Genomic DNA, 17,324 nt, shown 5'->3' with positions numbered 1-17,324 from the left:
CACATGTACGCTTTCACCTATCACAAGCCCACCAGCTCCCGGCAGGCGGCGACGCTGCTCGCCAAGAAGGAGGACGCCAAGCTCCTGGCCGGCGGCCACACTTTGCTGCCGACGATGAAGCAGCGGCTGGCTTCGCCCTCCGCACTCGTCGATCTCGGGGCTTGCGCCGATCTCAAAGGCATCGCTCGCAAGGGTCGCAACCTCGTCATCGGCGCGATGACCACCCATGCCGAGGTCGCTGGCTCGGCGGAGGTGCAGGAAGCCATTCCGGCGCTCGCCTTCCTTGCCGGCCATATCGGCGACCCGCATGTGCGCCACCGCGGCACGATCGGCGGCTCGGTCGCCAACAACGACCCGGCGGCTGATTATCCGGCGGCGCTTCTGGCGCTGGGCGCCACGGTCGTCACCAACAAGCGCAAGCTGACGGCCGAGGAGTTCTTCACCGGGCTCTACGAGACGGCGCTGGAAGAGGGCGAGATCATCACCAAGGTCTCGTTCCCGCTCGCCTCGAAGGCGGGCTACGCCAAGTTCCGCAACCCTGCCTCGCGCTACGCCATGGTCGGCGTCTTCGTTGCCAAGCGCGGCAGCGAGATCCGCGTTGCGGTGACGGGGGCGGGCGAGGGCGGCGTGTTTCGCTGGCCCGAGGCTGAAGCGGCGCTCAAGGCGCGCTTCGCGCCGAAATCGCTTGAGGGCCTCAAGCACACGGCTGATGGCATCAACGGCGACATCCACGCCGATCCCGAATACCGCGCCCACCTGATCGGCTCCATGGCCAAACAAGCCGTCGCGCAAGCGACGGCGAAGGTGGGCTGACGGCCGAGGGTTTGTCCGAGGCGTTGCGGCGCATGCCGTCATGCTCGGGATTGCCCCGAGCGTCTCGTGAAGGGCAGGCGCCTCTTCCGGCATGAGATTCTCGGGCCAGCGCATCGTGCTCCCCGAGAATGACGATCTACGGAGACGCTTCAGTAGAAGAAGCGTTCCTCGACGATCCGGCCGTTCTCGACGGTGTAGAGACCGACCTCGTCCATCACGCGGCGTTCGCCGGTCTCCTTGACGGTGACGTCGACTTGGAAGCGGACGGCGAACTGGTCGCCGTTGAGATACGGGCCTTCGCTGCTGAAGTCGTGCATCTCGTGGTTCGCGACCCACCACTCGCCCTTCTGCCTGACGGCTTCCTTGCCGCGGCAGACGGCCATCGGGCCGGGCATGTTCTCGTAGCTGACGATGTCGTCGGCGTTGAAGCGGTTGGCGGCCTCGTGGTGCTTGCCCTCCTTGAGCAGGGCAACGAAGTCCTTGGCGATCTGATCGGTGGTCATGATCTGCGCTCCGTCGTTCAGGCATAGCGAGTCTGGACTTGCTTACCGCCCTGCCATGTCAGCAGCATGGCCGTGCGCTCCGCGCCTTCCTTCAATCTGCCCGTCGCGATAGAAATCGGTCATGCTCAACGCTTCCCCTATCCCCGTCTCGATCGACGCCACACTGACCCTGCTGCAGTCGCAGGGTTATGTCGCCGACCGCGCGCTGGCGACCGTGCTGTTCCTGGCGCTGCGGATGAAGCGGCCGCTGCTGCTGGAGGGGGAGGCTGGCACCGGCAAGACCGAGATCGCCAAGGTGCTTGCAGCGGGCCTGGGCCGGCGGTTGATCCGGCTGCAATGCTATGAGGGGCTCGACCTCGCCTCCGCCGTCTATGAGTGGAACTATTCCGGGCAGATGATGGCGATCCGCCTCGCCGAGGCCGGTGGGGTCGCCGAGGATCGCGAGCGCCTGGAAGGCGACATCTTCTCCGAGAAATATCTGGTGAAGCGGCCGCTGCTGCAGGCGCTGGAGCCGCAGGATGGCGGGGCGCCGATCCTGCTCATCGACGAGCTCGACCRCACCGACGAGGCCTTCGAAGCCTTCCTGCTCGAAGTGCTGGCCGATGCACAGGTGACGATTCCGGAATTCGGCACGGTGAAGGCGGCCGAGCCGCCGATCGTGATCCTGACCTCGAACCGCACGCGCGAGATCCATGACGCGCTGAAGCGGCGCTGCCTCTATCACTGGGTCGGCTATCCCGATGCGGCGCGCGAACTCGCCATTCTGAAGGCCAAGGTGCCGGATGCGCCCGCCAAGCTCTCGAAGCAGGTCGTCGGCTTCGTGCAGGCGATTCGCAAGGAGGAGCTGTTCAAGCAGCCGGGCGTCGCCGAGACGCTGGACTGGGCGACGGCTCTGATCGAGCTCGACGCTGTCGCGCTCGATCCGGCCATCGTCTCCGACACGCTCGGCGCGCTGCTGAAGTATCAGGACGATATCCAGGCGATGCAGGGCTCCAAGGTGAAGGAACTGCTGGATCAGGCCAAGGCCGAGGCGGGGCGCTAGCTTTTCGTCGATGGCCGCAGTTTTCTCCGGCGGAGAAGCGTGAGGGGGAAGCCATGAACGCAGACATCAAGGCCGTGGAAGCGACGGTGCGGACCTATCTCGACGGGCTCTATGAGGGCGACGCCGAGAAGCTCGCACATGTCTTCCACCCGACCAGCGCGCTGACCACGGCCCGCGAGGACGGCACGATCCAGATCGTTCCGCGCGATCAATGGCTCGATCTCGTCCGCAACCGGCCTTCGCCGCAGGCGGCGGGGCTGCAGCGCGACGACCACATCCTGACGATCGATCTCGTCGGGCCGACGCTGGCGCTGGTCAAGGTCAAATGCCAGATGCCGCCGCGCTACTTCACCGATCTGCTCTCGCTGTTGAAGATCGAGAGTCGCTGGCAGGTCGCCCAAAAGGTGTTCATGACGGAGATGCGGGGTTGAGGTCACCCGCCGCCCTCACCCTGAGTAGGCCCGCAGGGCCGTCTCGAAGGATGCTCCAGACGACTCGAGGGTGTGCTGGATCATCCTTCGAGACGCCGCGTGCCGCGGCTCCTCAAGATGAGGGCTGCGGGAGGCCAGGCGGGCAGCGATGACCGGCAAGCTTTCCGAGAACGTCGCCTATTTCGCGCGTGCCTTGCGTGCGGCCGGGCTGCCGGTCGGGTCCGGGGCGGTGGTCGAGGCGGTCGAGGCCTTGGGCGATGGTGCGCTGGGCGACCGCCCTGACGTCTACTGGGCGCTGCACGCGATCTTCGTGAAGAAGCATGAGGACAGTCCGGTCTACGATCAGGCGTTCCGGCTGTTCTGGCGCCGGCGCAATCTGATCGAGAAGATCATGGCGCAGATGTCGCCGGTGTCGCCCGGTGCCAACAGCCAGCCGGAAAAGACCGAGGCGGGGGCGTTGCGCGTGGCCGAGGCTTTCGCGCCGCCGGCGCGGGAGGACGAGGCGCCGGTCGAGCTGACGGAGCTGACGGCGCGGTTGACGGTCTCGGATCGCGAGATGCTGAAGGCGCGCGACTTCGCGCAGATGACCGCGGCGGAAATCGCGCGCGCCAAGCAACTCATCGCCGAACTGAGGCTGCCGGATGACAGCGTGCCGATGCGGCGGTTCAGGCCCCTGGCACATGGACGGACGATCGACCTGCGGCGGACGCTCCGGCAGTCGCTCCGGGGAGGCGGGGGCTCGATCGATCTCGCCTTCCGGGAGCGGCGCGAGATGCATCCGCCGATCGTTGCGCTGGTCGATATCTCCGGCTCGATGGCGGAGTATTCGCGGATTTTCCTGCATTTTCTGCATGCGCTGACCGAAAAGCGCCGGCGCGTGCATTCCTTCGTCTTTGGTACGCGGTTGACCAACGTCACCCGGATGCTGAAGGCACGCGATCCGGACGAGGCGCTGGCGCTTGCCGGCAAGGCGGCGCCGGATTGGGAGGGCGGCACCCGCATCTCCGCGGCACTGCACGAGTTCAACCGCGTCTGGTCGCGGCGCGTGCTGGCAGGCGGGGCGGTGGTGCTGCTCTTCACCGACGGGCTCGAGCGCCATCTCGACGACAGCCTCGCCTTCGAGATGGACAGGCTGCATCGCTCCTGCCGGCAGTTGGTCTGGCTCAACCCGCTGCTGCGCTACGATGCCTTCGCGGCGCGGGCGAGCGGCATCCGGGCGATGCTGCCGCATGTCGATTCGTTCCGGCCGATCCATAATCTCGCTGCCATGGCGGATCTTTGTGCGGCGCTGTCGCGGGACGTCGGGCGCGAGAACGATCCGCGCCTGTGGTTGAAACGGGCGCAGATGCCAAAGCTCATCGCCTGAACCGACCATGGCGCAGGAAGTGGATGGTCTGGGCCATGGCTTCCGGGTCGCGCATGATCAGCGGATGGCTCGTTGGCAGGACGATGTGGTCACTCATGCCGGCGACGCGAGTCCGCTCGACCGAGACGCGTCCGTCATTGGGGCCGGGCAGGACCAGTGACGCAAAGACATAAAGCGAGCGGTCGCCGGCGATGACGCCGAGAGGATAGTCGACCTCGCCGAGCAGATGGCACAGCTCCTCGCTGCGCTGCGTCGCAAGCTGGCCGCCGGCCGGGCCGAAGGCGCTGCGGTAGAGCCAGTTCCGGCGTAGCAGATCGGCGATCTCGCTGCCTTCGTTCGGCGGCGCGAGCATGACGACGCGCCCGAGGCGCTTCGGGCGGCAGCGGTTGAGATAGGCGCGGGCAACGAGCCCACCCATGGAATGAGTGACGAAGTGGAGATTTCGTGTCAGCTCCGCCTCAAAGGCGGTGATCGGGGCCGACAGCCCGTCGACGATCTGCGCAAGGTCCTGCTCGCGCGAGGGATAGTCGAGATTGAGAACGCGATAACCCTCGGCCGCGAGCGCCTGTTGGAGCTTCTGCATTGAGGCTGCGCGGCGCAGGATTCCGTGCAGCAGGACGACACCGTCTTGGCCCGTTAAGGGCATTGCTTCCTCGCCTTCGAGCGTTTGAATTCAGCCGAGCGCTAGCACATATAAAGGCACCGCATAACGGCTTTGCCCCGCCCGCTCGACGCAAGTGTGGCATTGGCGCATAAGATCGAACCCGTTTCCGCGTCATTCGCGAAAGGCCCGGCGATGATCAGCACCGACACCGATATCCTGCGCGCTGCCGAGGAGTGGAGTCGCGGTGGCCGGCATGTGGCGATCGCCACGGTGGTCGAGACCTGGGGCTCGGCGCCGCGCCCGGTCGGCTCGCATCTCGTCATCGACGGCGAGGGCAATTTCCTCGGATCGGTCTCGGGCGGCTGTGTCGAAGGCGCGGTAGTGGCCGAGGCTGCCGACGTGATCGCCGACGGCAAGGCGCGCATGCTGGAATTCGGCGTCGCCGACGAGGCGGCCTGGAAGGTCGGCCTCTCCTGCGGCGGCCGCATCAAGGTCTATGTCGAAAAGGTGAACTGAGATGGCCTCCTGGGAAACGCTGATCGCCTTCGCGACGGTGACGATCCTCGTCGCCTATTTTCCGGGGCCGGCGCTGCTCTATACCGCCGCCCAGACGATCAGCCATGGCCGCAAGGCCGGCCTGATGGCGATGCTCGGCATCCATCTCGGCTGTTATGTCCACGTCTTTGCCGCTGCCTTCGGCCTGTCGGCCGTGTTCAAGCATGTGCCGGAACTGTTCATGGCAGTGAAGATCGCCGGTGCGATCTATCTGGTCTGGATCGGCATCGGCATGATCCGCTCGCGCCTGGGCGCGCCCGATCAGCCTGTCGCGCCGCCGAAAACGGTGAAGCGCGCGCTGCTCGATTCCTTCATCGTCGAGATCCTGAACCCGAAGGTTGCGCTGTTCTTCATCGCGCTTCTGCCGCAGTTCGTTGATCCGGCCGCCCCGCTCCCGGTCTGGGCGCAGTTCCTGATCCTCGGCATGATCGTCAATTTCGCCTTCTCCTCGGCCGATCTCGTCACGGTCTTCGGCGCTTCCTTGGTCGTGGGCGCGATGAAGAAGACCAGGGCGGGGTTCGCTTTCGGGCGCTGGATCGGCGGCTCGCTGATGATCGGGCTCGGGCTGAAGCTCGCGGTGGACAGGGGCTGAGACCGTGGATCTCTCCATTCTCGCGGCGCTCAATGCCGAGCGCCAGGCACGCCGCGCCACCGTGCTCGTGACCGACATCGCTGGCGGTACGCAGCGGCTCGTCAAGCACGCAGCGGTTTCCGGGGACCCGCTGGCCGAGCTGCTGGAACGGCAGCTGCGCATGGGCAAGAGCGGCATGGTCGAGGTCGAGGGCGCGCAGTACTTCCTGACCGTGCAGGCTCCGCATCCGCGAATCGTGGTGACCGGCGCCGTCCATATCTCGCAGGCGATGGCGCCGATGGCCAGGACGCTCGAGCTCGACCTCGTCATCGTCGACCCCCGCACGGCCTTCGCGACGCCCGAGCGCTTTCCAGAGACCGAATTGCTGGCGGAATGGCCGGACGAGGCCATCGGCCGGATCGGCCTCGACAGCTACACCGCCTTCGTCGCCCTGACCCATGACCCGAAGATCGACGATCCCGGGCTGGAGGCGGCGCTGCGCTCGGACTGCTTCTATGTTGGCGCGCTCGGCAGCCGGAAGACCCATGGCAAGCGCGTCGAGCGGCTGACTGCGGCTGGTTTCGATGCGGCAACCATCGAGCGCATCCACGCGCCGATCGGGCTCGACATCGGAGCGGTCTCGCCGGCGGAGATCGCGCTTGCGATCCTGGCGGAGATCGTCTCGACCTTGCGCGGCCCGCGCCGCAAGCCGGCCTGAGAGGCGCAGCAGATGAGATTCGGGCCTGTCGCTATTGCCGATGCCGCCGGCTGCATCGCGGCGCATACGATTCGCGCCGGCGGAGCGACCGTGAAGAAGGGTGCCACGATCACGACGGAGCTGGCGGCGCGGCTTCGCGAGGCCGGTGTCCAGGAGATTGTCGCAGTCCGGCTGGAGCCGGGCGATATCGGCGAGAACGCGGCGGCCGAGCGCCTGGCCGCAAGGATGACCGGCGAGGCCATCGCCGCCGAACTGCCTTTTACCGGCCGGGTCAACATGTTCGCGGCCACGGCCGGCGTTCTCAAGATCGATGTCGCCGCCATCGATGCGTTCAATGCTGTGGACGAGGCGATCACGGTTGCGACGCTGCCGGCGCTCAAAGCAGTCGTGGCAGGTGAGCTCGTCGCGACGGTGAAGATCATTCCCTACGCGGTTGCCGAGACGCAGATGGAGGAGGCGCTGGCGGCGCTCGGTGCCGGGCCGGCCATCGCGATCGCACCCTATCGTCCGTCGCGGGTGGCGGTGATCTCGACCCTGCTGCCGGGCCTCAAGCCAAGCGTCGTCGACAAGACCCTGCGGATCATGGAGGAACGTCTGGCTCCGGCGCAGGCCGTGCTGGCGGCCGACAAGCGTGTTCCGCATGAGCCGCAGCCGCTCGCCGCTGCGCTTGTCGAGCAGGCGAAGGGAAAGGCCGACATCATCGTGGTGTTCGGTGCCTCGGCCATTACCGACCGGCGCGACGTCATTCCACAGGCGCTGGTGGAAGCCGGCGGGGAGGTCGAACATCTCGGCATGCCGGTCGATCCCGGCAATCTGCTGATGCTCGGCAGGCTCGCAGGCAAGCCGGTGATCGGGGCGCCGGGTTGTGCACGCTCGCCAAAGGAAAACAGCTTCGACTGGGTGCTGCAGCGCAGCCTCGCGGGGATCCGGGTCGGGCGTTCGGACGTTCAGCGCATGGGCGTCGGCGGGTTGCTGATGGAGATCGTCTCGCGGCCACAGCCGCGCGCGCCGGGCCATGAGGAAGGCGGCCCGATCGCCGGCATCGTTCTCGCTGCCGGGCAGTCGACGCGCATGGGCGCGCGCAACAAGCTGCTCCAGCCGCTGCATGGCAAGCCGATCCTGCGTCACGCGGTGGAGTCGCAAATCGAAGCCGGCCTGTCGCCGGTCCTGGTCGTCACCGGTCACGAGCAGGATGCCGTCGCGGCCGCCCTTGCGGATTTGCCTGTCCGGATCGTGCACAACCCCGACTATGCCTCGGGCATGGCGAGTTCTTTGAAGGCTGGCGTCGCCGCCCTGCCTGTCGAGGTCCAGGGCGCGGTGATTTCGCTCGGCGACATGCCGAACGTGACCCCGAAGGTGATCGAACGGCTGATCGAGGCGCATGGCGCGCGGCCGGAGGCGCTCGCCGTCGTGCCGACGCTGTTCGGGCAGCGCGGCAACCCGGTGCTGCTGGCGCGGGAGGTCTTTCCGGCAGTATCGCTGCTCACGGGCGATCGTGGGGCGCGGCGACTGCTCGACGAGGCCGGCGAGCGCGTGGTCGAGGTCGGATTCGAAGATCCGGCCATCGCCATCGACGTCGATACGCCGGAGGCCTTGCGGGCGTTGCAAGGCTGAATCGGGAGCATTCCATGCTTGTGCGGCTGGTGGATGCTGCGCCCGCTCTAGCGCAACCAGTGCAGCCCCAACGTGCCATAGGCCTCCGATGGGCGGTCGCTTGTTCTCTGCCAGCCGCCGGAGAGGCGCCATTCCAGGCCGAGGAGACGCAGTCCCGTAAGATGGAGTCCGAGCCGCAACTTGCGGTAATCGGACGCGCGATAGGCTTCTGCCTCAGGGCCGACATAGAACCCCGTCGGCACTCGCCAACCGGGCGCGAGGCGTGCCCAGAGGCGATGATCGACCGAGGACGCATAGGCATTGGCCTGGAGCATCATGCCATCGGCAGGTATCGCCCAAAGATCGGCCTGGAGCCGCGCCCCATAGCGCGTCGTGATCAACGATGGGCCGAAGGCTTCGATGCGCTGCTCGCTTTCAAAGTCGGAGCCGGCATACAGCGCGAAAAAGCTGCTGCCGATGCGCCATTCGTAACCCAACATCGCCAATGACTCGGCCTTGTAGGTGGTGCCATTCGGTGGCTGGCGCCGCGTTTGCTCCTGTGAGGTGCCGGCCTTGAGGAATAGTCTGAAACCGCTTCCGGCAAGCGCGCCGCCAAGGGCACGCTTCATGCCGACCGAGGCGAAGGTTTTTGTCGGCCCTGCCTCCATCGAGCCGAATATCACCGTCGATGTGGGTGAACGCTGGTCGGGATCCTCCTCCTCCGCATGCAGGTCAAGAGGAACGGTTGTCAGGACAAGCACCAGCGCGGCCCGCTTGGCCTTACTCGAGCCATACGCCACGCACGCCCCCCAACGACGCGATATTGCGGGCGCCGACCCACGATATCAGTTTGGATAGCAGCAGTTTGGCAGTAGAATTGCAAGCTTTTGTTAACCAACGGGGAGCAGCCTCGACGTATCCGGCTAAGCTTTCATTCCGTTTCGGGACAGGAGGTGACGATGGTCTCTGCAGACTTCATCAAGCAGCTGGAAGGCTACGGACTGACAACGGCGACGATTCTCTACCGGATGCCGGATCATCTTCACGTATTGCAGACCTATATCTGGCAGCAATACGACCTCGCGCCGCGCTTTCCGGTGCTTCACGATTTTCTCGCCTTCTGGCGGCGTGAGCTCGATGGGCCGCTTCATTCGGTCACCGTTGCGCATTCACGACTGATCCGGCCAGCCGAAATCCGCAACCTGAACGGCGTGCTGACGCTGCACTGAGGCGGCTGCGCTAGATCGCTGCGCGTCCCACCGCAGGCGCGGTGGCAGCCTATCCCTTTGTGCGAGCGTCGAATTTCTCCGGATTTCCGGTTCCGCTTTTCGGTCCGTCCCTATAGGGGGCTTGAGCGTCCGGCATTGAACGCCTGCGTGCGGCGTGCTTGTTGGGCGGCTGCCGGCCGTGCTAGGCGGGCGCTTCCGCTTCGGCACGGCCTTTGTTCCTTTGTCATCTTCCCTGCGCACCTCCGGACTTCTGACGGCGCTCGCCGGACTGCCGGGGGACCGGATCGCGGTCGGTACGATCGTCGCCGCACTCCAGGACCGGGCCTACGCCCTGCTCGTCGTGCTACTCGGCCTGCCGAACTGCCTGCCGATGCCGCCGCCGATCCCCTTGGTTTGCGGCCTGGTCCTCGCCTTCATTGCCCTTCAGATGCTGATGGGCCGGCGGATGCCCTGGCTGCCGCAGGCTCTGCTTACCCGCAGCATCGGCAAGCCAGAGCTCAATCGTGCGGTCGAGCGGGCGCTGCCGGCGTTGGTTCGGCTCGAACGCTTTTCGAAGCCGCGCCTGACGATGCTGGGCAGTCCCTACGCGGTTCCGGTACTCGGGCTTCTGATGCTGGTCCTGGCACTGGGCCTGATCGTCGCGGCGCCCTTCATCGGACAGATACCGCTCGGTCTCGCCGTCTGTCTGGTAGGGCTCGGCCTCGTCGAGCGCGACGGGGTCCTGATCATCATCGGGGCGGTCTTCGGTGCGGCGGGGCTGCTGCTCAGCGCCGGTTTCGCCTATGCGATCTTCAGCGGCATCCACGAGCTGCTGTTCTGAAGACGGATTTCAGGCGGCAACGAGGACTTCAGCAAAAGGGTTGCTGAGATCCAGCAGCCGATCGATCTCGTGGGCGGGCACGGCCTTCGAGAACAGGAAGCCCTGCAGCTCGTGGCAGCCGATCGCCTGCAGGAAACGATGCTGCTCGGCGGTCTCGACGCCTTCGGCGCAGACGCGCAGGCCAAGCGCGCGGCCGAGATGCGCCATGGAGTGGACCAGAATCGCGGATTCGCCGGTTGCTTCCATATATTCGAGGAAGGAGCGGTCGATCTTGATCTTGTCGAAGGCGAAGCGCCGCAAATAGATCAGGCTCGAATAACCGGTGCCGAAATCGTCGAGCGCCAGGCCGACGCCATGCGCGCGAATATCCATCATCGCAGTCTCGGCGGCATCGGCATCCTCGATCAGCACGCCTTCGGTGAGCTCGAGCTCCAGCTGTGCCGGATCGAAATCCGTCTCCTCGATGATGCGGATGACGTTGGCGACGAAGTCCTTGTGGCGGAACTGGATCGGCGACACGTTGACCGCGAGCCGAACGCCCGACCAGCGCCGGGCTTCGCTGCAGGCACGCCGCAGCACCCACTCGCTCAACGGCACGATCAGGCCACGCTCCTCCGCGATGGTGATGAAATCCGATGGCGGGATCATGCCATGCACCGGGTGCGGCCAGCGGACCAGCGCCTCGACGCCGACTATGGTGGAGCCATCAACCGAAACCTGCGGCTGGTAATGCAGCGTCAGCTCATCGTTCTCGATGGCGCGGCGCAGGTCGTCCTCGACCATCCGCTTGAGTTGCAGGGATCGGTTCATCTGCGTTTCGAAGAAGGCGAAACGATTCCGGCCATTGTTCTTGGACTGGTAGAGCGCGGTATCTGCCAGCTTCAGCAGCATCTCGCGATCCTTGCCGTCGCGCGGAGCCATCGCGATACCGATGGAGCAGCCAATCGTGACCTCGATGCCCATGACGATGAAGGGTTCGGTGAGGCGCGTAAGGATGCGTTCCGCCAGCGCAGTGCAGCGGGCAGGCGTGGCCTGCGTCTGGATGATGCCGAACTCGTCGCCGCCGATGCGCGCGACCGTGTCCTCAGCCTGTACGGAGCTCGCGAGCCGCGTGGCGACCTGACGGATCAGTTCGTCGCCCGCCGTATGGCCATAGGTATCGTTGACCGCCTTGAAGCGATCGAGATCGATCAGCATCACGGCGAGAGTCCGGCCGTCCTGCTGCAGATCGGCGAGAGTCTGGTCCAGAGTCAGGTCGAAGCTGCGCCGGTTCGGCAGGAGCGAGAGCTCGTCCTGCCCCGCGAGGCGCTGGATCTGGCGCTCGCGCAGTTCGATCTGCCCGGCAGCGGCGCGCAGGCGCTGAACGACGAAGATGAAGATCGCCGAAAACAGCAACGCCACTGCGATCAGGGCCCAGAGGAACCGGTGCAGCATGACGTCGCCGGGGCGAGTCGGCGTCCAGCTCAGCCAACCGGAAACCGTCCCGTCGGGCGCCCGCAATGCCAACCCGTTGTGTCCGTCGCTGGGCTGGGCGGCGATCAATCGGATGTCGGCGATGCGATATCGGTCGGACAGCTCGGCCAAAAGGCTTGTCGAGATATGCCGGTAGGCAATGAGGAGCAGCGCTTCGGGCATATTCGCCGTGCCGAGCGGTATGGCGCGCGAAAGATTGACGGCGGTCAGCATCAGGGTTTCGTCGCGGTCCCGCACGATGGCCGAGCGCGAGGTTCCGGGCTGCGGAAGGCTGTCCTCGCCCTGGCCTATGGAGAGCGGAACTTCCCTGGCACTGCGCAGGAACAGATCGAGATGGCGCGGCCCTTCCGTCCCCGCCCGGCCCAGCTGCGTGTTCGTTTCGATGCCGGCCAGCACGGTGCCGCCCGCGGATGCGATAAAAGCCCCGTCGAAATCGGCGAACTGACTGCGCAGGCGTTTGAAGGCGGCCTGGAGCGCAGGTTTCGGGTCATCCGCTTCCAACGCATCCGGCAGCTCGCCGGCCGTAGTTAGGCCCTGCAGGCGCAATTCGTTGACCTTGATCTGGGCGTTGAAGGCCGCCTCGATCCGTTCGGCCTGACGCTGCACCTCGAGGCGATTGGCTTCGCGGGTGATCGCGATGACCACGCCGATGCCGGCAGCCATCAGGAGCAGGAACGCGCAGCCGAGTGTCACCACCGTGCTCGCGAACATACGAGCGGAGGCACCCGCGTTCGTCATCTTCGCGGCCAACGGTTGCAGCATTCGTTATCCAAGGCAGGTCGTTCGGACGACTTAAAGCCCGAATTATTGATATCCCGTTGCCACCTGACGGCGTCAAGAGTCGGATGGAACGTAAGGTGGGCGCGGAATCGCCATATGGGCAGCCCGCAATGCGGCGGACCAGCGCTCGCGCAAATCGTGGAAATAGGGCTCTCCGGCCTCGATCCGCCTGTTGAGTTCGAGATCGTCGGCGTCCCGCCGCATGACGAGCAGGTCGATCGGCAAACCGACGCCGAGATTGGAGCGCATCGTCGAATCCATCGAAATCAATCCGACCTTGAGGGCATCGTAGAGATGCGTCTTGAAGGTCACGGCGCGGTCGAGAATCGGCTTGCCGTATTTGTGTTCGCCGATTTGCAGGAAGGGCGCGTCTACGCCGCATTCGATGAAGTTGCCTGCGCCATAAACCATGAAGAGCCGCATCGGCTGCCCCCTGATCTGGCCACCGAACAGCATCGAGATGTCGAACTTGACTCGCGCTTCCTCGAGGGCCGTGCCGTCGATCTCGCGGACATGGCGAATGCAGCGCCCGACGAGTTGCGCGGCACGGAACATCGAGCTCGCATTGTGCAGGGTGTCGATCTCGCCGGTCTCGGGGTTTGGCAGGCCTTCGTGCAGGAAGCTCACCACCGACTGGGTGATCGAGAGGTTGCCGGCGGTCATCAGACCGAAGTTGCGGTCCCCCGGCCATGAGAAGACATGGAGCTTACGGAAGGTCGAGATGTCGTCCAGCCCGGCATTGGTGCGGGTATCGGCGATCATGACGAGGCCATCCTGCACAAGGATTCCGGCGCAGTAGGTCACGGGGCATGTCCTTGCATCTGCAGCACTCCCAGAGCATCGGACCGAAAAGTGGAATCCATTTTTCGGAGAAATCCGATGCTAGAATAAAGAGCCGGATCGAGCGCGATCACTGATTGGCGAAACGCCCTTCGGCCTCCCGGGCGCTGACGAGCACATTGAGATTCTCGCCTTCGCCGCCCTGACGCGAGCCGCGCACCGGCGCGGCATCGGCGAAATCGAGCCCCACGGCCACGCGAACATGCGTATCGATGGGGCAGAGGCCGTTGGCGCAGTCGAAACCGATCCAGCCATAGTCGTCCAGATGCACCTCTGCCCAGGCATGCGCACCGTTGCCGTGCGGCAGGCCGTCGGCTTGTGCGACATAGCCCGAGACGTAGCGTGCGGGCATGCCGAGATGCCGGGCGCAGGCCATGAAGACATGCGCGACATCCTGCGCGATCGCCTCCTGCGCGACAAAGGCCGCGATCGCTCCGACCCCGCTGCGGCCACTGGCATCGATGCAATTCATCCGATCGCCGACGGCAGCCATAAGAGCATGCATCTGCGACAAGGGCGTGGCGGCGCCCGCCGTCACCTCGTCAGCGAAGCTGCGCAGGGCGTCATCGTGTCCCGTCATCAGGGTATCGCGTCGATAAACCTCGCAAGGGACGCGTTCGAGACCGCCGCGGACCGCGCCGGCCAGATCGACGGTCTCGATCAGCCCATCGATGCGGATGCTGAGCGAGGAGATCGGGCCTTCGGCGTAGAAGCTATGGACGATGTTGCCATGCGCATCCTGCGTGGCGCGCAAACGGCCGTCGACGCTCGGCTCGATGCGCCAGGACATCACATGCTGGCCGTCATGGTCGCGCGGCGTCAAACGCAGAATCTGCGTTATGTGGCGCGCCGGCTCGGCGTAGTCGTAGCTGATCGTGTGGGAGATCCTGATCCGCATGGTCCAATCCGAGCGGGTTACCGCGGCCGCGTTCTTGCCGAGAGCCTGAACACGAGCAAGGCTTTCATTGCAGATACTGCTCGAAGATGGTGTTGCCGAGGCGGTTGTTCTCCGTGATGAACTCTTCGATGAATTCGTGCAGCCCGTGCTCGAAGACATCGTCGATGCGGGTGTTGCTCAGGCCCGCCAGCGTCTTGCGCGCCTGGCGCTGGGATGAACCCTGCCGGCCATAGGCATCGCCGAGATGGTCGAGGAAGCGCGAGATGTTCTCGTAGCAGGCGGCGAGCGATCGCGGCATGCGGCGGTTCAGGATGAGCAGGTCTGCGACCAGTATCGGCTTCACCGCCTCGCGATAGACCCAGTGATAGGCCGTCAGCGCCGAGACCTCGCGCAGCACCGTGGTCCATTGGAAGTAGTCGAGCGAGCCGCCGACCTGCTCGTTCGCCGGCAGCAGCACATGATACTTCACATCGAGGATGCGGGCGGTGTTGTCGGCGCGCTCGATATAGACGCCGAGCCGCGAGAACCAGTAGCTGTCGTCGCGCAGCATGGTGCGGTAGGCCGAGCCGTCGAAGACCAGCGAGACGTTCTTCACCCAGTCGAGGAAGCGAGCGAATTCCTCGCGGTCCATCCGCTTCTTCTCGAAGCGCTGCAGTTCAAGCCAGGCGCCGTTGAGCGCGTCCCACATCTCCGAGGTCAGCGCCGTGCGCACGGCGCGCGCATTGGAGCGTGCCTGGGCGAGGCAGTTGCGGATGGAGGAGGGATTGTCCGGGTTGAAGGTCAGGAAGTCGCAGACATTGCGCTCGTTCGCTTCGCCATAGGCCCGGGCGAAGGTGTCCTCGCAGCCGGCCGTCAAGACCGCGCTCTGCCATTCCGTGCCGGCGCCGCCATAGGTCGACGGCAGGTTGGTGAGGCGGGTCGTGGCGTCGAGGATGCGGGCCAGATATTCAGCCCGCTCGACATAGCGGGAAACCCAATAGAGGCTGTCTGCGGTACGCGAGAGCATGGTCAGCGAGAGCCTTTCCGCAGCATGGCAGGCGATTCCGGAAGCGAGATGGCCGTGCGAAGGACGGGGTTCGTCATGCGTCGAGCACCCAGGTGTCCTTGGTGCCGCCGCCCTGGCTGGAATTGACGACGAGCGAGCCTTCCTTGAGCGCGACGCGGGTCAGCCCGCCGGGGACGCAGGAGATGCCGTTGGCGCCGCTGAGCACATAGGGGCGCAAATCGACATGGCGCGGCGCCACGCCCGAGGCGACGAAGGTCGGGCAGGTCGAGAGCGCCAGCGTCGGCTGGGCGATAAAGCCGTCCGGCTGGGCCTTGAGCTTGCGGCGGAAGGCCTCGATCTGCGCCTTGTTGGCGTGCGGGCCGACGAGCATGCCGTAGCCGCCCGAGCCGTTGACCTCCTTGACGACAAGCTTCTCGAGATTGTCGAGGACATAGGCGTTGGCTTCGGGTTCGCGGCAGCGGAAGGTCGGGACGTTCTTCAGGATCGGCTCCTCGCCGGTGAAGAACTTCACGATCTCCGGCATGTAGCTGTAGACCGCCTTGTCGTCGGCAACGCCGGTGCCGACCGCGTTGGCCAGCGTAACGTTGCCGGCCTTGTAGGCCCCGATGATGCCTGGCACGCCGAGGATCGAATCGCTGCGGAAGACGAGCGGATCGATGAAATCATCGTCGATGCGCCGGTAGATCACGTCGACGCGCTTGGGGCCCTGGGTGGTCCGCATATAGACCACGTCGTCCTTGACCAGCAGGTCCGAGCCCTCGACCAGCTCGACGCCGAGCTTGTCGGCCAGGAATGAGTGCTCGTAGAAGGCCGAATTGTACTGGCCAGGCGTCAGCAGGCAGATCGTCGGGTCGGAAGGCGCGCTGCGCGGCGCGACCGAGCGCAACGTCGCCAGCAACTGATCCGGATAATTGTCGACCGGTGCGACGCGATGCATGGCGAAGAGCTCTGGGAAGAGCCGGAGCATCACTTCGCGGTTCTCCATCATGTAGGAGACGCCCGAGGGGGTGCGCGCATTGTCTTCCAGCACGTAGAAGGTGTCGGCGTCGACGCGCACAACATCGATGCCGGCGATATGGCAGTAGATGCCGTGCGGCACCTTGAAGTCGACCATTTCAAGCTGGTAGCAGGCGTTCCGGTAGACCAGATCCGGTGGAATGATGCCGGCCTTGAGGCATTCCTTCGGCCCGTAGACATCGGCCAGGAACATGTTGAGCGCGGTGACGCGCTGGCGCAGGCCCGCTTCCAGCTTGGTCCATTCCGGCTTGGTCAGGACGCGCGGGATGATATCGAAGGGGATCAGCCGTTCGGTGGATTCTGCGTCGCCGTAGACGGCGAAGGTAATGCCGATACGCCGGAAGAACAGCTCGGCCTGGCTGCGCCGCAGAGCCAGCGTTTCCGGCGGAGCCTCCTTCAGCCAACGGTCGAGAGCTCCGTAGGCAGGCCGCAGCTCCGTGCCCAAGCCGGTCATTTCATCGAATGCGACCATGCAGCCTCTTCCCCTTTTCGGTCAGCCTATGCGCATTCGCTGGCGTTCGGGAAGAGGGGGAAGAGGCGGCCAATTGATCGGCCTGCCTAATTCATGGGCAACAGTGAGGAGCGAAGTCCTCACGCAGCTGAGCGGCAACACCCGGCGGTCCAGCTGAGGCGGCAGCGACCGCTTCTATTCAAGGCTCCGTAACGGAAGCGCTTCTAGCCGGTTTTTGTCGAGCTGCGCCGTTGCTGCAGCCAGATCCTCAGGGCCTCTGCGTTGTTGTGATGCTCGTCTTTGGCGGCGTAGAGCAAGGCCACAGGACCTTCCTTGAGCTTCTCGTCCAGCGTGGAAAGTGCAGCCTGCGCCGGGGCCGTGCCGAGCTCTGCCGCATAGGCTGCGCAAAACTCATCCCAGCGATCGGGATGGCCGTGGAATTCATGCCGCAAGGCATCGCTGGGCGCGATGTCCTTGAGCCAGAGATCGATTCTGTCCTTCGAGACGCCGCGCGGCCACAGCCGGTCGACCAGAATCCGCATGCCGTCGCAGGGCGCCGGCGGATCATAAACCCGTTTCACTGTCAGCTGCGACATGTGCTCTGCCTCCCGTAG

The 17,324-nt window shown here is 65.2% G+C and carries 19 protein-coding genes; 10 read left to right on the top strand and 9 right to left on the bottom strand.

Translation table 11 applies throughout. The annotated features are described in order from the left end of the window. The first annotated feature begins 3 nt into the window (after positions 1–3). Positions 4–813, top strand: a complete 810-nt coding sequence (locus AC1DE3_RS00705) for an FAD binding domain-containing protein (protein WP_476779235.1) — start codon at positions 4–6, stop codon at positions 811–813. 149 nt (positions 814–962) lie between these two features. Here the strand turns inward: AC1DE3_RS00705 and AC1DE3_RS00700 are convergent, their stop codons facing one another. Then, positions 963–1,316, bottom strand: coding sequence for a SnoaL-like domain-containing protein (locus AC1DE3_RS00700; RefSeq protein WP_476851906.1), 354 nt, complete (start codon positions 1,314–1,316; stop codon positions 963–965). Between the two features lie 121 nt (positions 1,317–1,437). On the opposite strand from AC1DE3_RS00700, the gene AC1DE3_RS00695 reads away from it, so the two are divergent. From AC1DE3_RS00695 to AC1DE3_RS00685, 3 genes are all read left to right on the top strand, one after another. After that, complete coding sequence (locus AC1DE3_RS00695; protein WP_476851905.1) at positions 1,438–2,358, top strand: AAA family ATPase; 921 nt, start codon at positions 1,438–1,440, stop codon at positions 2,356–2,358. A 53-nt stretch (positions 2,359–2,411) separates the two neighbouring features. Further along, positions 2,412–2,789, top strand: coding sequence for a nuclear transport factor 2 family protein (locus AC1DE3_RS00690; RefSeq protein ID WP_441512973.1), 378 nt, complete (start codon positions 2,412–2,414; stop codon positions 2,787–2,789). 148 nt (positions 2,790–2,937) lie between these two features. Further along, on the top strand, positions 2,938–4,155 hold the full coding sequence (locus tag AC1DE3_RS00685; protein WP_476779238.1) for a vWA domain-containing protein: 1,218 nt from the start codon (positions 2,938–2,940) through the stop codon (positions 4,153–4,155). Here AC1DE3_RS00685 and AC1DE3_RS00680 read toward each other — a convergent pair. Next, complete coding sequence (locus AC1DE3_RS00680; RefSeq protein ID WP_476779239.1) at positions 4,145–4,801, bottom strand: alpha/beta hydrolase; 657 nt, start codon at positions 4,799–4,801, stop codon at positions 4,145–4,147. The two genes, AC1DE3_RS00685 and AC1DE3_RS00680, sit on opposite strands and share 11 nt — an antisense overlap. 150 nt (positions 4,802–4,951) lie before the next feature. Here AC1DE3_RS00680 and AC1DE3_RS00675 point away from each other — a divergent pair, with 150 nt between their 5' ends. From AC1DE3_RS00675 to AC1DE3_RS00660, 4 genes are read left to right on the top strand one after another with little or no spacing between them, the layout of a single operon-like run. After that, positions 4,952–5,275, top strand: a complete 324-nt coding sequence (locus AC1DE3_RS00675) for an XdhC family protein (protein ID WP_441471672.1) — start codon at positions 4,952–4,954, stop codon at positions 5,273–5,275. A 1-nt stretch (position 5,276) separates the two neighbouring features. Further along, positions 5,277–5,906 (top strand): LysE family translocator, encoded by a 630-nt coding sequence (locus AC1DE3_RS00670; protein WP_476779240.1) that lies wholly within the window; start codon positions 5,277–5,279, stop codon positions 5,904–5,906. A 4-nt stretch (positions 5,907–5,910) separates the two neighbouring features. Next, positions 5,911–6,603 carry an XdhC family protein gene (locus tag AC1DE3_RS00665; RefSeq protein WP_476779241.1) on the top strand — a complete coding sequence of 231 codons (693 nt, stop codon included), beginning with the start codon at positions 5,911–5,913 and terminating at the stop codon, positions 6,601–6,603. A gap of 12 nt (positions 6,604–6,615) precedes the next feature. Beyond that, the gene (locus AC1DE3_RS00660) at positions 6,616–8,217 is read left to right on the top strand and encodes an NTP transferase domain-containing protein (RefSeq protein ID WP_476851904.1); all 1,602 of its coding nucleotides are present in this window, start codon (positions 6,616–6,618) and stop codon (positions 8,215–8,217) included. Between the two features lie 47 nt (positions 8,218–8,264). Here AC1DE3_RS00660 and bcsS read toward each other — a convergent pair whose 3' ends face one another. Then, positions 8,265–8,996 (bottom strand): cellulose biosynthesis protein BcsS, encoded by a 732-nt coding sequence (bcsS, locus tag AC1DE3_RS00655; protein WP_476851903.1) that lies wholly within the window; start codon positions 8,994–8,996, stop codon positions 8,265–8,267. 159 nt (positions 8,997–9,155) lie between these two features. Between bcsS and AC1DE3_RS00650 the strand changes: the two genes are divergently transcribed. Beyond that, positions 9,156–9,425: an usg protein gene (locus AC1DE3_RS00650; protein WP_441513086.1), complete on the top strand. Its 270-nt coding sequence runs from the start codon at positions 9,156–9,158 to the stop codon at positions 9,423–9,425. A gap of 220 nt (positions 9,426–9,645) precedes the next feature. After that, the gene (locus tag AC1DE3_RS00645) at positions 9,646–10,245 is read left to right on the top strand and encodes an exopolysaccharide biosynthesis protein (RefSeq protein ID WP_441512966.1); all 600 of its coding nucleotides are present in this window, start codon (positions 9,646–9,648) and stop codon (positions 10,243–10,245) included. A 9-nt stretch (positions 10,246–10,254) separates the two neighbouring features. Here AC1DE3_RS00645 and AC1DE3_RS00640 read toward each other — a convergent pair whose 3' ends face one another. The 6 genes from AC1DE3_RS00640 to AC1DE3_RS00615 all read right to left on the bottom strand — a co-directional run bounded on the left by AC1DE3_RS00640 (position 10,255) and on the right by AC1DE3_RS00615 (position 17,306). Then, positions 10,255–12,480: a putative bifunctional diguanylate cyclase/phosphodiesterase gene (locus AC1DE3_RS00640; RefSeq protein ID WP_476851902.1), complete on the bottom strand. Its 2,226-nt coding sequence runs from the start codon at positions 12,478–12,480 to the stop codon at positions 10,255–10,257. A 72-nt stretch (positions 12,481–12,552) separates the two neighbouring features. Then, positions 12,553–13,302 (bottom strand): proteasome-type protease, encoded by a 750-nt coding sequence (locus AC1DE3_RS00635; RefSeq protein ID WP_476779245.1) that lies wholly within the window; start codon positions 13,300–13,302, stop codon positions 12,553–12,555. Between the two features lie 106 nt (positions 13,303–13,408). Beyond that, the gene (locus tag AC1DE3_RS00630; RefSeq protein ID WP_476779246.1) at positions 13,409–14,236 is read right to left on the bottom strand and encodes a transglutaminase family protein; all 828 of its coding nucleotides are present in this window, start codon (positions 14,234–14,236) and stop codon (positions 13,409–13,411) included. 64 nt (positions 14,237–14,300) lie between these two features. After that, the gene (locus tag AC1DE3_RS00625; RefSeq protein ID WP_476779247.1) at positions 14,301–15,242 is read right to left on the bottom strand and encodes an alpha-E domain-containing protein; all 942 of its coding nucleotides are present in this window, start codon (positions 15,240–15,242) and stop codon (positions 14,301–14,303) included. 73 nt (positions 15,243–15,315) lie between these two features. Continuing rightward, a complete protein-coding gene (locus AC1DE3_RS00620) occupies positions 15,316–16,731 on the bottom strand; it encodes a circularly permuted type 2 ATP-grasp protein (protein WP_441512961.1) in 1,416 nt (471 codons plus the stop codon). Between the two features lie 203 nt (positions 16,732–16,934). Then, positions 16,935–17,306 (bottom strand): DUF488 domain-containing protein, encoded by a 372-nt coding sequence (locus AC1DE3_RS00615; RefSeq protein WP_476779248.1) that lies wholly within the window; start codon positions 17,304–17,306, stop codon positions 16,935–16,937. Positions 17,307–17,324: the final 18 nt, after the last annotated feature.

The sequence above is a fragment of the Allobosea sp. 10L417 genome (genome assembly GCF_056395485.1).
The sequence above is the reverse complement of the archived record's forward strand: the minus strand, read 5'-3'. Positions and strand labels throughout refer to the sequence as shown.

Bases quoted from the DNA above. Each gene is read 5' to 3' on its own strand.
- AC1DE3_RS00615 (WP_476779248.1), bottom strand. From the start codon at position 17,306: ATGTCGCAGCTGACAGTGAAACGGGTTTATGATCCGCCGGCGCCCTGC.
- AC1DE3_RS00670 (WP_476779240.1), top strand. From the start codon at position 5,277: ATGGCCTCCTGGGAAACGCTGATCGCCTTCGCGACGGTGACGATCCTC.
- AC1DE3_RS00660 (WP_476851904.1), top strand. From the start codon at position 6,616: ATGAGATTCGGGCCTGTCGCTATTGCCGATGCCGCCGGCTGCATCGCG.
- AC1DE3_RS00680 (WP_476779239.1), bottom strand. From the start codon at position 4,801: ATGCCCTTAACGGGCCAAGACGGTGTCGTCCTGCTGCACGGAATCCTG.
- AC1DE3_RS00705 (WP_476779235.1), top strand. From the start codon at position 4: ATGTACGCTTTCACCTATCACAAGCCCACCAGCTCCCGGCAGGCGGCG.
- AC1DE3_RS00690 (WP_441512973.1), top strand. From the start codon at position 2,412: ATGAACGCAGACATCAAGGCCGTGGAAGCGACGGTGCGGACCTATCTC.
- AC1DE3_RS00620 (WP_441512961.1), bottom strand. From the start codon at position 16,731: ATGGTCGCATTCGATGAAATGACCGGCTTGGGCACGGAGCTGCGGCCT.
- AC1DE3_RS00630 (WP_476779246.1), bottom strand. From the start codon at position 14,236: ATGCGGATCAGGATCTCCCACACGATCAGCTACGACTACGCCGAGCCG.
- AC1DE3_RS00700 (WP_476851906.1), bottom strand. From the start codon at position 1,316: ATGACCACCGATCAGATCGCCAAGGACTTCGTTGCCCTGCTCAAGGAG.
- AC1DE3_RS00625 (WP_476779247.1), bottom strand. From the start codon at position 15,242: ATGCTCTCGCGTACCGCAGACAGCCTCTATTGGGTTTCCCGCTATGTC.
- AC1DE3_RS00650 (WP_441513086.1), top strand. From the start codon at position 9,156: ATGGTCTCTGCAGACTTCATCAAGCAGCTGGAAGGCTACGGACTGACA.
- AC1DE3_RS00675 (WP_441471672.1), top strand. From the start codon at position 4,952: ATGATCAGCACCGACACCGATATCCTGCGCGCTGCCGAGGAGTGGAGT.
- AC1DE3_RS00685 (WP_476779238.1), top strand. From the start codon at position 2,938: ATGACCGGCAAGCTTTCCGAGAACGTCGCCTATTTCGCGCGTGCCTTG.
- AC1DE3_RS00640 (WP_476851902.1), bottom strand. From the start codon at position 12,480: ATGCTGCAACCGTTGGCCGCGAAGATGACGAACGCGGGTGCCTCCGCT.